Source organism: Bacteroides cellulosilyticus, assembly GCF_020091405.1.
Taxonomy (GTDB): Bacteria; Bacteroidota; Bacteroidia; order Bacteroidales; family Bacteroidaceae; genus Bacteroides.
Window position 1 is genome coordinate 1,496,477 of the sequence record NZ_CP081903.1, and the last position, 14,331, is coordinate 1,510,807.

A 14,331-nucleotide genomic window follows, 5' to 3' on the forward strand; every position below is an offset into this window, starting at 1 on the left:
GGGTCAACAAGCATATACATTTAAAGCATTAAAATACAAGCATTATGGCAATAGTTTACGACTGGTACGAGAACCCCAACGCAGAAGGGGAACCGGAAGAAAGAGGACTGCACCCCCGCCCACTGCTCAACGGCAAGGTAAGTATGGAGAAACTGTATTATCGGGTACATGAACGTAGTTCGCTCAGCGTGGGTGACGCAAAAAGTGCAATAGACACCTTGGCACAGCTTTGCGGAGAAGAGCTACGCGAAGGTCGTGAGGTACACATCGAAGGATTGGGATACTTTGCCCCTACCCTGGAGGCCACACAGAAAGTAACCCGCCAAACCAAGAACAAACATTTGAAACTACGTTTGAAAGGCATCAGCTTCCGCCCGGACATCCGCCTGAAAGCTGCGCTGACAGGCGTTACCGCCACCCAAAGCAAATACACGCGCCACTCCCTGCGACTCTCCGAAATAGAGATCGACATGCGCCTGAAAGAGTATTTCGCGGAACATGACCTGCTGCTTCGCATCGACTTTCAGGAATTGTGCGGCATGGCTCGCACCACCGCCAACAACCATCTGCAACGGTTGCAAAAAGAAGGTAAACTGATGAACGTGGGAAGACGTGCACAACCCATCTATCGGCCTATGCCGGGATATTACGGAATGTCAAGGGATGCAGCACCCAAAAGATAAATCTGAAAGCACTTCCCTAAACAAGTAAGAGAAAACGCATCGTCCCTACAAGAACTTTTGTTATCTTTGTATCGTTGCGTGACAAAGTAACAGATTTAAAAACAATAGCAGGAGGGTAAAACATGGATCCATTGGAATATATAGTACCGGACAGAAAGAGACTTCCCTACGGAATGATGAACTTTGCGGTTATTCGCCGCGACAATTATTATTACGTAGATAAAACCCGCTTTATCCCCCTGATAGAGCAAGCAGACCCTTTCTTCTTTTTTATCCGCCCTCGGCGCTTCGGCAAAAGCCTGACGCTGAACATACTGCAACACTACTACGATGTGAGTACGCACGACAAGTTCGATGAACTCTTTGGTGGTCTCTATATCGGACAACACCCCACACCAAACCGCAACAGCTACTTGGTGCTCTATCTTAACCTCTCCGGTATCAGCGGAGAGCTGAATGATTACCGCAAAGGGTTGGATGAACACTGCGGCACCACCATCGAAAGCTTTTGCAAGAAATATGCCGACCTCCTTCCCCCGGAGACATGGGAAGAACTGCACACCAAAAAAGGAGCTGTAGCGCAACTGGAGTTCCTCTATCAGGTATGCGAACGTGCCAACCGTAACATCTACCTCTTTATCGATGAATACGACTACTTCACCAACGCCATTCTCGCCAACCCTGAAGGTTCACATCATCACACTAACGAAACGTATGGCGAAGACTATCTGCGTGCTTTCTTCAGCAAGGTGAAGGCTGGAACTTACTCCAGTATCAAGCGTTGCTTCATCACCGGCGTAAGCCCTGTGACCATGAACGACCTAACCAGCGGATTCAACATTAGCACCAACTACTCCCTCTCACCGAATTTTAACCAGATGATGGGCTTCACAGAGGAGGAAGTACGCGAAATGCTGACTTACTATTCAACAAACAGCCCTTTCCATCACACAGTGGACGAACTGATAGAAATAATGAAGCCTTGGTACGACAATTACTGTTTTGCACAGGAGTGCTATGATGAAACCACGATGTACAATCCCAATATGGTGCTATACTTTGTCAAGAACTACATCATCCACGGCAAAGTGCCGGAAAGCATGGTAGAAGACAATATCCGCATTGACTTCGAGAAACTGAACATGCTCATCCGTAAGGACACCCATAATGCTTCTATTCTCCAAAGTCTGATGAGCCAGGGATACATCATCGGGGAGTTACAGGAAGGATTCTCTCCTACCAACATCACCAACCCGAATAATTTTGTGAACCTACTCTACTACTTCGGCATGCTTACCATCAGTGGCAAATATCAAGGAAGAATCAGGCTGACCATCCCTAACTTAGCGGTTCAGGAACAACTTTATACCTTTCTACAGTCAGTTAACTATCCTATAATGGCGATTACGGCACAAGATTGTAGTGGTATATAAAGGAATAGAAATGCGGGTATGCAAGGAAGTGACCTAATCCGCCTGAAAGCACTTCCTTGTCTTTCAGGCGGTAGTTTCAGCGGAAAAGCCGATGAATAAGGCAACGATGAAAGATGAAAGAACTCCATACTATTTTATAAATAATGAGTACTTTTGTAAATCAAAAGTATACGCAATGAAAATAGATAGCATTGAAGATATAAAGGAGCAGATAGCCCAAACTGAAAATGAGCAGGTGGAATTTAAAGAAACTACCGGACAGCTAGAGCGCGGTATGGAAACACTTTGCGCTTTCCTTAACAGGGAAGGTGGAACCGTCTTGTTTGGAATCTCCGACAAAGGCAAGATAATCGGACAAGAAATAGCAGATAGTACCAAAAGAAGCATCGCAGAAGCAATCAACAGACTGGAGCCAACGGCAATTGCACAAATATCATATATACCTATTCCTGACAACAATAAAAAAGTAGTAGTCCTCCATGCTGAAGAATCAAGTATGAATCGCCCGTTTTGCTATAAAGGACGTCCATATTACCGAGTGGAAAGTGTGACCACTACGATGCCGCAAGCTGTATATAACGAATTACTAATACTACGTGACGGAGCAAAATATCGTTGGGAGCTATTCAGGAATCCAGACTTCACATTGCAGGATATAGACGAGAACGAGGTACTGAAAACCGTAAGGTTAGGTATCGAATACGGTCGCTTGCCTGAAAATACTGGTAATAACATACCTGTGATTCTAGAGAAATTCGGGTTGTTGAAAAATGGTATGTTGAACCATGCGGCAGCTGTACTGTTTGCCAACCGGGAATTGGTGGAATACCCACAGTGCCTTTTGAGACTAGCACGCTTCAAAGGTACAGATAAAACCGTCTTTATGGATAATCAGCGCATACAAGGTAATCTGTTCAAGCTATTGGATGCGGCTATGGCCTTTATTTTCAAACACCTTTCATTATCTGGTGTAACAGAAGGACTGGAGCGAGAAGAACATCTGACTATACCTTATAAAGCAATACGCGAAGGAGTAGTCAATAGCTTATGCCACAGGAACTACCGCACAGCTGGAGGTTCAGTAGGCATTGCCATTTACGATGACCGTGTAGAGATAGAAAACCCCGGTACATTTCCGCACAATTGGGATATGGAAAAGATGAAATCCGAATATTGTTCTGAACCTCAAAATCCGTTCATTGCCAATGTCCTCTACAAGCGTAAACTGTTAGAAAATTGGGGACGAGGTATCAGCTTGATGACAGAAGAATGTAAGAAAGCCAGATTGCCCGAACCCGAATACAAGTTAGGCGATGGCTTTGTAGTACTTGTATTCCGATTTGCTAAATCTGATCCGACAAGTACCCGACAAGCACCCGACAAGTACCCGACAAGTACCCGACAAGTGGAATCGCTCATCAGATTGATTGGTGAAAATCTATATTCGGTAAAGGAAATGATGCAACTGATGCAACTGAAAGACAGAGAAAATTTCTTGAATAATTATCTGACCCCCTCCATTTATGCGGGATGGGTAGAACCCTTATATCCTAACCAGCCCAAGCATCCTAAACAGAAATACTATCTTACAGAGAAGGGGAAAGCATTGCTTACAAACGGTATATGACAATAGCAGAGATGAACTATGCCAAGTACAAAGACCCCGAAACCCGCGTGGAAGAGCTGCGTCAGGAAGCCATTGCACAAGCCAATCGCTACGCCGACTTAATCCTCCTGAAAGCACTTCCCCATCCTTCAGACGGCAGTTTCAGCGGAAAAGCCAATGAATGAGACAACAATGAAAGATGAAAGAACTTTGCAGATAATCAGTACGTACTGAATTATCTGCAAAGTTCTTTTTAATTGTCACGAAAGAAGACATATACGTCACAAATGTGTAACACGCAAATCACTATAAACCACCATATTTGCAGGAAATATTATATCAATAAATCCAATAACATGAAACAAAAGATTCTTTTCTTATCATTCTTATTGGGAGCCAGTTCTCTCTTATTCTCCCAAAGCAAGAAAGATATAGTAGACTATGTAAACCCACTACACCTATGCATCTAACCGTATCAGAGGTTTCAAACAAACACATCAACCCAGTCCCTGGATAAACGACTACGGACAGTTCGCCATCATGCCCATTACAGGTGAGCCCGTATTCGACCAAGACAAGCGTGCAAGCTGGTTCAATCATAAATCTGAGGTATCTACACCCTATTACTACCGCGCATTCCTTTCTGATCACAATATTACAACCGAAATTGTCCCTACGGAGCGTGCAGCCATATTCCGCTTCACTTTTCCCGAGAGCAAAGATTCTTATGTAGTAATTGATGCATTCGACAATGGTTCGTATGTGAAAGTGATTCCGGCCGAGAATAAAATCATCGGTTACACGACCAAAAACAGCGGTGGTGTACCGGCCAACTTTAAGAATTACTTCACCATTACTTTCGACAAGCCCTTCACTTACTCGGCAACCGTAAGCAATGGTGAAATCAAAATGGGCCAACCGGACGTTAAGGAAAATCATGCCGGAGCCATTATCGGATTCGCAACCCGCAAGGGAGAGAAAGTATGCGCCCGCATCGCATCTTCTTTCATCAGTCCCGAACAGGCAGAGCAGAACCTGAAAGAACTCGGCTCTATGAATCTGGAGGAACTGAAGCAGAAAGGTAAAGAGCGCTGGAATGAGGTACTGGGCCGAATAGAGGTTGAATCGGACAGTGAAGAGCAACTTCGCACCTTCTACTCCTGCTTATACCGCAGCGTATTATTTCCCCGGACGTTCCATGAGATTGATGCGGCGGGAAACATCCTGCATTATAGCCCGCACACCGGCAAGGTGATGCCCGGACGCTTCTTTACAGATACCGGCTTTTGGGACTCCTTCCGCGGAGAACTCCCAATGATTAACCTGATATACCCTTCCATGAGCCAACAAATGGAAGAAGGTTTCCTGAATGCCTATCTGGAGAGTGGTTTCTTCCCGGAATGGGCCAGTCCCGGACATCGCGACTGTATGGTAGGCAATAATTCCGCATCGGTAGTGGCAGATGCCTATGTGAAAGGCAACATCAAACAGAATGCCGAGAAAATGTATGAAGGTCTGTTGCATGGAGCCAACAACCAGCATCCCACGGTTCCTTCTTCCGGCCGCATGGGCTACAAGGAATACAATGAATTGGGATATGTACCTTCCGATATCGGTCAGAGTGCAGCCCGTACCCTTGAATACGCCTACAATGACTGGTGTATCTATCAGATGGGAAAGAAACTGGGCAGACCGGCATCGGAACTGGACATCTACAAGAAGCGCAGCCAGAACTATAAGAACCTGTTCTATGCTCCTTACAGCCTGATGAGCGGCAAAGACCGCAACGGCAACTTCCCGCAGCACTTCGATCCGGTGGAATGGTGGGGACCTTTCACTGAAGGAAACAGCTGGCATTATTCCTGGTCCGTATTCCATGATATGCGGGGCTTAATAAACCTGATGGGAGGCGACAAGAACTTTGTGGCTATGCTCGACTCTGTATTTACTACACCGCCCGTATTCGGTGCAAACACCAATACCCGGCAAAGCCTGATACACGAAATGCGCGAAATGCAAGTCATTGATATGGGACAGTACGCACATGGCAACCAGCCCATACAACACATGATTTATCTCTATAACTACGCCGGACAACCCTGGAAAACACAGTATTGGGTACGCGAAGTAATGAACCGTCTATACCAGCCAACCCCTGACGGGTATTGCAGAGACGAAGATAACGGACAAACTTCAGCCTGGTATGTCATGTCGGCATTGGGCTTTTATTCCGTCTGCCCGGGTACGGACGAATATGTGTTGGGAGCACCACTCTTCAAGAGTGTAAAGGTTCACCTGGAGAATGGCAAAACAATCGAGATATCAGCACCGGAAAACAGTGATGAGAACCGCTATATCGGCAATATACGATACAATGGCAAGAAGTATGACAAGAACTATCTGAACCATTCCTTATTGATAAAAGGCGCCAAAATCAGGTTCGACATGAGTAGTGAACCCAATTATAAACGCGGTACGGAACCGGATAGTTTCCCTTATTCTTTCTCAGATAAAGAGTAATAATCATGATATATTAAGCAATATGAAAAGAAAAAGAACACTTTGGTTAATGTGCCTGCTACTATGTGCAGGTACACTTCTGGCACAAGAATACAGAACGGATAAGGCTATCAGTTATCGTCCTGATAGCAAAAATGAATATGTACAGAAGAAATGTTTGTTAGATGTTTACTATCCGGCAAATAAGACAAACTTTACGACTGTAGTATGGTATCACGGTGGTGGACTGACGGTAGGTGACCGTGAACTCCCGAGAGAGCTGCAAGGGCAAGGTCTCTGTATTGTCGGGGTAAGCTACCGTCTCTGCGCAGGCAACAAGGACCCGAAAGCCATAAACGCCGGTATCACTACTGATGATTGCGTGGATGATGCTGCCGCAGCGGCTGCCTGGGTAATGAAGAATATCGAACGTTATGGAGGAGACCCCAACAAAATTTACTTAGCCGGACATTCCGCTGGTGGTTACTTAGTCTCCATGATAGGGTTAGACAAACGACGTCTGGCTAAATATGATGTAGATGTTGATAAGTTTGCAGCGCTCATACCATTCAGTGGACAGATGATCACACACTTCCAAAACCGTAGAGACAGAGGCATACCCGATCTTCAGCCATTGATTGATGAGGCTGCTCCTTTATACTACGTCCGCAAAGATTGTCCGCCTATTCTGTTGATTTGTGGTGATCGTGAACGTGAAATGTTGGGCCGCTACGAAGAAAATGCTTATATGTGGCGTATGCTTAAGCTAACAGGCCATCCGGCAGCGTATCTGTATGAACTGGACGGATTCGACCATGGTACAATGTCACGCCCCGCGCACTACATTTTACTGGAATATATTCGTAATCGGGAGTCTGAAAAGTACACTTATTATAGGTGAAGAGGGCTAGCATACAAGTATGCCCAACCTTACAATAATGCCAGAGAAATATACAACTATGTCACAAATACATAATTATAAATCTATAAAACCCATTACTTTTGCACACAAAGAAAATTAAAAAAACAAATACCATGAAGAAACATTTTTTCCTATTAGCAAGTCTTTGTGCAACCCTGCACATCTATGGGCAAAAGATACAGAAACTCCAATCTCCGAATGGAAATATACAGGTGTCGATCAGCCTTTCAGACAAAATCAGTTATGATATCATTTGCGGGAACGACACTTTACTGAAACAATGCAATCTCCAAATAGAGGTAGGTAACCAACAACTGGGTAACCACCCAAAGCTCATAAAAACAAGCTCCAAAAATGTAGAAGAATCACTTACACCGGTAATTCCACTAAAATATTCCATCGTGTCCAACACATACAATCAACTACTACTGAAATTCAAAGGAGATTATTCTATTGAATTCCGTGCATTCAATAACGGAGTCGCCTATCGTTTCATTACAGACAAGAAAGGAATAATCGACGTGAACAGCGAAACTCTTCAGATAAACTTCCCGGAGAATTATCTGCTTCACGTGCAGCAACCGGGTGGCTTTAAAACAGCTTATGAAGAAGAGTACCGCCACATACAAAGTAATGAATGGAAAACATCAGATCCAATGGTACTCCTACCTGTACTTATAGATACACGGAAAGAATATAAAATCCTGATCAGCGAATCAGATTTGACAGACTATCCGGCTTTATTTTTTAAAAGTAATGGCGATAACAGCATGTCTTCCATATTTCCCAAAGTTCCTTTGGAATTCGGTGAAGACGGAGATCGTAGCCTCAAAATAGAGAAAGAAGCAAGCTACATTGCCCGAACCAATGGAAAACGCAGTTTTCCCTGGCGCTACTTTGTCATCAGCACAAACGACGAACAATTGATAGAGAATACCATGACCTATCAGCTTGCGCAAAAAAATGTATTGGAAGATACTTCTTGGATTAAACCGGGATTGGCAAGCTGGGAATGGTGGAATGGTGCCACTCCTTACGGACCGGATGTAGACTTTGTAGCAGGCTGTAATCTGGATACTTATAAATACTTTATTGACTTTGCCGCCCACTATGGAATACCTTATATCATCATGGATGAAGGCTGGGCCATGTCCACAAGAGATCCTTATACTCCCAATCCAACAGTAGATGTACATGAGCTTATCCGCTACGGTAAAGAAAAGAATGTAGGAATTGTACTTTGGCTGACATGGTTAACGGTAGAAAAGAACTTCGGCTTGTTCGAGACATTTGAAAAATGGGGTGTGAAAGGTGTCAAAATTGATTTTATGGACAGAAGCGACCAATGGATGGTAAACTATTATGAAAAAGTTGCCAAAGAAGCTGCCAAACATCATCTGTTCGTCGATTTTCATGGATCATTCAAACCGGCAGGGCTGGAATACAAATATCCCAATGTCCTTTCTTATGAAGGGGTAAGAGGTATGGAGCAAATGGGGGGCTGCCGACCGGATAACAGTGTCTACCTTCCCTTCATGAGAAATGCAGTAGGCCCGATGGATTATACTCCGGGCGCTATGCTGAGCATGCAACCGGAGATTTACCGTTCCGAGCGTCCCAATTCAGCCAGTATCGGTACACGCGCCTATCAGATGGGGCTATTCGTTATATTCGAAAGCGGAATTCAAATGATGGCAGACAATCCAACTCTCTACTACCGTAACGACGAATGTACACGCTTCATCACACAAGTGCCACAAACCTGGGATGAAACCATTGCCCTGAAAGCCAAAGTTGGCGAATACGCTATCGTAGCCAAACGCAAAGGAGATAAGTGGTATATCGGTGGCATGACCAATAATAGAGAGCAACAACGAGACTTTGAACTAAACCTGAACTTCCTGAAAGAAGGACAAACCTACCGTATGACCTCTTTTGAAGACGGAATAAACGCCAACCGCCAAGCTATGGATTACCGCAAGAAAGAGCGTACACTCAGAAAGGGAGATAAGTTAACTATAAGTCTGGCACGCAATGGTGGCTTTGCAGCTGTAATTGAATAATCTAACAGTTAATCCGGAGAAGTTTTTTGAATCTCCTCCCCTGAGAATTACCTTAATACAAAATTATTAACAGAAATATTCAAATAAAAAATGAAACGTATTGTTTTTTTAGATTATGTACGCGTATTCGCATGTTTCCTTGTCATTTTGGTCCACGCCAGTGAAAACTTTTATGGCGCTGCCGGATCTACAGATATGGTAGGACCTCAGTCTTATTTGGCCAGTGAAACAGACCGGCTATGGGTAGCAGTTTACGACGGTTTCTCACGCATGGCAGTACCACTGTTCATGATTGTTTCCGCCTTTCTCCTTGCACCGATGAAAGAAGAACAGACCACATGGCAATTTTACCGCCAGCGCTGCTTACGCATCCTGCCACCATTTTTTATTTTCATGATACTCTATAGTACCTTACCAATGTTGTGGGGAGCAATCAATAGAGAGACATCATTGAATGATATGTCGCGAATATTACTGAACTTCCCATCACAGGCCGGACACTTATGGTTTATGTATCCTTTGATCAGTCTTTATTTGTTCATACCCATCATATCACCGTGGTTGAGTAAAGCCACAAAGAAAGAAGAACGTTTCTTCATTGGGCTATTCCTGTTATCAACGTGTATGCCGTATCTCAACCGCTGGTGCGGTGAAGTATGGGGGCAATGTTTCTGGAATGAGTACCACATGTTATGGTACTTTTCAGGCTACCTGGGATATCTGGTATTAGCACATTACATACGTGTTCACCTTACATGGAACCGTTCCAAACGTCTCACCGTAGGAGGTATTCTAATGATCATCGGAGCTGTATGGACCATTTACTCATTCTATATTCAGGCTGTACCCGGAGAAATTCTTTCCACACCTGTAATAGAAATAGGATGGGCTTTCTGTACAATCAATTGTGTGCTTCTTACAACGGGTACATTCCTTATTTTCACATGCATCAATCGCCCAAATCCCCCACGGATTCTAACAGAAGCATCAAAACTCAGCTATGGCATGTATCTCATGCATATATTCTGGCTCGGGTTGTGGGTAACAGTATTCAAGCACACTCTGGCACTGCCTACCGTTGCGGCTATACCTTGTATTGCAGTGAGTACTTTCATTTGCTGTTTCGTAACAGCAAAGATCATCTCATTTATACCGGGCAGTAAATGGATAATAGGATAAATATCAAATTGTTTATGAAAAATTGGGTGGCTGATCCTAAAGAAATTCTAAGATTTGCGCAAATCTTTGCGCAAATCTTAGAATTCCGTGTCTAAAATATATTCATAACCCTACAGAAAGACATTAATTCCGTCAACGAGTTATTAAAAAACTGCAAACTCATAAATTCGCGTATCTTTCCCATTAGCAGCCTGTACCGGTTGAGTAACCAACAGACGCAGATAGCGTACCTTCTCAGTCTTACCCAAAGAACGGTTAATTACATTCTGCTTATTTCCGGTTACAAAGTCCAATGTGCGCCATGCTTCATTCGGGTTATTCCGGCCTTGCAAGAAGCAACTGCCGGTGATGTAAGAATAGCTTTCCTGAGCAGCATTCACCATCTTCCAACCGCTTATTTCCTTTTCCATTCCTAAATCAAAATCAATATAGTTAGGGAGCATAGAGGTATCGCACCATTTAGTATTCTCGTTTCCATCAATGAGAAATGCAGGTTTCTCATTGTCGTTGGTATATCCCGACCAAGCAACGATATGTTCCGGTTTCAACAGATTGATCTTCAGTTCTGCTGTCTTCTGCAAGCTGGCATCATCTTCATTGGCAGTCTGGAATAAAGTAGATAGTGCTTTAACAGGTGCATACGGTTCTTCAACCAATGTAGCAGCAAAAATAACAATATCTTTATTATCGGGCAGGATAACCTCAGTTGCTTTAGCAGGGATGTCAATGGCAAACTTGAACATATAAGTAAACTCATAAGCATGATCTCCCTCAGCGGAATGGCGGTGTGTACCGACATAGCCCACTTCTGCATCTTTCAAATAGCCTTGTGTATGGCCTGTATACCCCCATTGTCCGATGAAACCGGTATAAGAAGGAACGACAATCTCCTGCAAATTCTTCCCTGCCTGGAATACGCCTCTAACATCTTCTTCAGCAGTTGCCGCAGCAGCCAGTATATACAAACGGTTATAGGAATGTCCGGCAGGCAGTTGCAAGGTATTTCCGCTACATAACATACCATTCATTTCTTCTTTTGTTTCCAGATGGAAAGGAACACGATTAACAGTTATATCGGCAGGTATTAATTCAGCGGCATAAGAATAACCGGCTTCGAAATTAGCCTCCCAACGGAATTCGTTCCAGCTGAAACATTTACGGTCATAATTGAGAGGCAGTTGTTCGCATCGCAATTCTTCCTTCTTATTATCATTGAAACGGACTTTATAGGTCCTGATGCTGTTGGGCTGTATGGAGACTTCCAGCTGATTACCGCTAAAGTCCGCACTTCCTATATTCTTCTCCGTACCATCTGCTTCAACGGCACTTGTAATAGTTCCTGCAAATGTCAGCACTGCATTTTGTGGAGCTTTGCCACCCGTTTCGTACACACGCACCACATATTCGTCCGAACTTTCCGCTTTCTTCAAAGCTTTGATGACAACGTTACTATTGTCCGAAGATGCGAAAGAGAAGGTTTTGCCCAATGTTCCGGAATGTTTCCCGGCAGCAAAAGCCTTCAAACGCTGATTTAATACTTCAGACTCCTTAACGACCTGCGCCTTATCCAAACCGCCGGCGTGCCCTACCAAACTATAAGTGAAAGTATGATATCCCAGGTCCTGACGGTCCTGATACGGATAGTTGTTCTTAGTCTCGGGTGTATGAAGCAATGTCAGGCGGAGTGTATGATTATCAGGTTTATCCCAGCCATATTTACTGTCATTCATAATAGAAACACCATAACTGCCGTCACTATCGGTTAAATCCGCCCAATATTGGGCATACACTTCATAAGCGGTCAATATATTATTACCTCTCTGAACGCTGCCTATACCCAAATCGTAGGTCGCCTTTTCGTTATCAACATTCAAGGGGAATTCTGCTTTCAGCAGTGCATTCGTTGACTGCCAGTCTATCTCATTGTAAAAGTCTATACGGTCAGCCAATTCTCCCTCGTAAAGCCGGATATACTGACGGAACAACGATTTGCCATGGCGCTTTTCTATACACAAAGTCTTGCGCAGGGCACCGTTCTCACACAGATTCATTTTCACGTCTTCAGTAATAGAAACAGGTGCACGGTCAATAGTCTTTTTCAGAATCTCCCAAGCTGGCCAATTATATGATTCATTCTCAGTAAAAAGAGCCAGACGAATAGATTTGCCGTCCTTAACAAGTTCTTTATTATTTTTCTTATCGTAAAGCGAGATTATATCTCCTTGCTTATCCAATGAGATTTTATAGACAGAGTTCTCCACTGTTGTTTCTGAAACAAAAGAATCTGCCTGCTTCTGGTTTCCGGAAAGCCGGATATCATACACGGCATATCCTGTAGCAGGTACAGTTGCTTCTATCAATAAATACACAGTTCCATTCCGGTAAGACAGTAATTGGGAAGCTACTTGCTTGCCTTCCGCATTATAAACACTGACACCTTTGGGGAATTTGGGAGCTTCAATCGCTACCTCCGCTACATCCGTAACCGGAAATCCGAGTGCATTGTAAAGCACAACCGGAATACCCTTGACGCGAGTATCCATTTTCTCAGAAACAGCCCCTACCGAAGCTGTCAGGACACCTGAAAATTGCTTTAATGAAAGCAATTCATCATTCCACGAAAACTCATAAGCGCGTGGGATACTGGTACCGGTAAGGTCATCATGGAATTGGTGGAAAATGAAACGCTTCCATGCTTCTGTCAGACTTTCACCCGGATAGCCGGCTATACCCAACCAATCCGCTGCTACGGCCGCTCTTTCGGCAGCATCTCCCAAAAGTTCATTCTGACGGTTATAAAGCTTCATGGCAGCTTGCGAAGTATAACATCCGGTTCCATGTACATCCATCAGCAATTCGCCGTTGAAAACGGGCAATTCCGAATGTTTTTCATAAGGAAGATAATCCTTGAATAGCTGATCGCTCGTTGCGCTGATTATTTCTAACGGTCCGTTCCCCTTGATACCTTTCTCTACAGAATTGACAGAGCCTATTGAGGGAGAACCACCCGTATCACCCGTGCCATAATAGCGATAAACCGTATTCAATGGAGTGCGCTTAGTCAGTCCCATCAATTCTTTATCTTCCGACAGGTCGATGTTATTCCAGCGCTTACCATAATCATAGCCATGAGCAAGCATAATAGAAGAACCGTCAATCCCCTTCCACAATCCAAGCATAAAAGGATGTTTGCTCTCTCCATAAAAAGGATGGTTACGCCAGTCGAGTTTCTGCGAAGAAAAGCCGATGAGACCGCAATGTTTGGCAATAGTAGGCAGCGTCCAGCCAAAGCCAAAACAGTCGGGCAAGAAAATATCCGTGCTTTCTGTCCCAAACTCTTTTCTGTAATATTCCTGTCCAAGCAGGATGTTACGAATAGAAGACTCAACAGAGGGTACCAGCACATCCGATGCTTCCCAACTACTGCCACTGATATGCCAGCGACCTGAACGCACAAATGCTTTGAGTTGCTCATATTCACTGGGAAAGTATTCTTTCATCCAAGCATATTTGACACCTCCTTCAAAATTGAAGATATAATCGGGATACTTCTTCAACAAAAACAGATTACGGGACAAGGTATTCCAAACATACTCTTTGATGGTGGTTTGGACATCCCAATTCCATTGGGTATCCAGGTGGGCATCTGCCACCATATAAGCTTTCGCTTTTTTCTCCGGTTTTGCACTCTGTGCATGCATACTACCTGAACAAAGCAGCGTAGATGCTAATAGGATAACTGGTAATTTCATAGTAAAATATTCTATTGTGAATAATACAGATATTTATCAATCGCAAAAATAGCGGCACTTACCTAAAAGCATACCTATATTTATGCCATAAAAGTGTAATTACATGGCTATGGCTGTAAAACGCACAAAAAAGTCAGAAAAGTATTACTCTTTTTTCTATGCTTCCCAACCATATCCGACCATAATTCTCTATC

Annotated in this window: 7 protein-coding genes and 2 pseudogenes; 8 read left to right on the plus strand and 1 reads right to left on the minus strand. The window is 43.8% G+C overall.

The window, feature by feature from the left end; genetic code table 11:
* Nucleotides 1-44: 44 nt before the first annotated feature.
* From K6V21_RS05180 to K6V21_RS05215, 8 genes and pseudogenes are all read left to right on the plus strand, one after another.
* Nucleotides 45-683 carry an HU family DNA-binding protein gene (locus K6V21_RS05180; RefSeq protein WP_224321074.1) on the plus strand — a complete coding sequence of 213 codons (639 nt, stop codon included), beginning with the start codon at nt 45-47 and terminating at the stop codon, nt 681-683.
* 122 nt (nt 684-805) lie between these two features.
* Nucleotides 806-2,059: pseudogene (locus tag K6V21_RS05185) on the plus strand (AAA family ATPase); the annotation flags it as partial.
* 232 nt (nt 2,060-2,291) lie between these two features.
* The gene (locus K6V21_RS05190) at nt 2,292-3,743 is read left to right on the plus strand and encodes an ATP-binding protein (protein ID WP_224321077.1); all 1,452 of its coding nucleotides are present in this window, start codon (nt 2,292-2,294) and stop codon (nt 3,741-3,743) included.
* Nucleotides 3,740-3,907 (plus strand): hypothetical protein, encoded by a 168-nt coding sequence (locus tag K6V21_RS05195; RefSeq protein ID WP_224321078.1) that lies wholly within the window; start codon nt 3,740-3,742, stop codon nt 3,905-3,907. Before K6V21_RS05190 ends, K6V21_RS05195 begins: the two co-directional genes overlap by 4 nt.
* Before the next feature lie 268 nt (nt 3,908-4,175).
* A pseudogene (locus K6V21_RS05200) lies at nt 4,176-6,242 on the plus strand (GH92 family glycosyl hydrolase); the annotation flags it as partial.
* Between the two features lie 22 nt (nt 6,243-6,264).
* Complete coding sequence (locus K6V21_RS05205) at nt 6,265-7,122, plus strand: alpha/beta hydrolase (RefSeq protein WP_224321079.1); 858 nt, start codon at nt 6,265-6,267, stop codon at nt 7,120-7,122.
* A gap of 134 nt (nt 7,123-7,256) precedes the next feature.
* Nucleotides 7,257-9,206, plus strand: a complete 1,950-nt coding sequence (locus tag K6V21_RS05210) for a glycoside hydrolase family 97 protein (protein WP_224321080.1) — start codon at nt 7,257-7,259, stop codon at nt 9,204-9,206.
* 90 nt (nt 9,207-9,296) lie between these two features.
* Nucleotides 9,297-10,385, plus strand: a complete 1,089-nt coding sequence (locus K6V21_RS05215) for an acyltransferase (protein ID WP_224321081.1) — start codon at nt 9,297-9,299, stop codon at nt 10,383-10,385.
* A gap of 143 nt (nt 10,386-10,528) precedes the next feature.
* Here K6V21_RS05215 and K6V21_RS05220 read toward each other — a convergent pair whose 3' ends face one another.
* Entirely contained in the window at nt 10,529-14,137 is a 3,609-nt protein-coding gene (locus K6V21_RS05220) for a glycoside hydrolase family 38 C-terminal domain-containing protein (protein WP_224321082.1), read from the minus strand.
* Nucleotides 14,138-14,331 lie beyond the last annotated feature (194 nt).

What these genes read in the sequence shown, in the direction of transcription:
- K6V21_RS05180 (WP_224321074.1), top strand. Translation starts at nt 45, where the DNA reads ATGGCAATAGTTTACGACTGGTACGAGAACCCCAACGCAGAAGGGGAA.
- K6V21_RS05190 (WP_224321077.1), top strand. Translation starts at nt 2,292, where the DNA reads ATGAAAATAGATAGCATTGAAGATATAAAGGAGCAGATAGCCCAAACT.
- K6V21_RS05195 (WP_224321078.1), top strand. Translation starts at nt 3,740, where the DNA reads ATGACAATAGCAGAGATGAACTATGCCAAGTACAAAGACCCCGAAACC.
- K6V21_RS05205 (WP_224321079.1), top strand. Translation starts at nt 6,265, where the DNA reads ATGAAAAGAAAAAGAACACTTTGGTTAATGTGCCTGCTACTATGTGCA.
- K6V21_RS05210 (WP_224321080.1), top strand. Translation starts at nt 7,257, where the DNA reads ATGAAGAAACATTTTTTCCTATTAGCAAGTCTTTGTGCAACCCTGCAC.
- K6V21_RS05215 (WP_224321081.1), top strand. Translation starts at nt 9,297, where the DNA reads ATGAAACGTATTGTTTTTTTAGATTATGTACGCGTATTCGCATGTTTC.
- K6V21_RS05220 (WP_224321082.1), bottom strand. Translation starts at nt 14,137, where the DNA reads ATGAAATTACCAGTTATCCTATTAGCATCTACGCTGCTTTGTTCAGGT.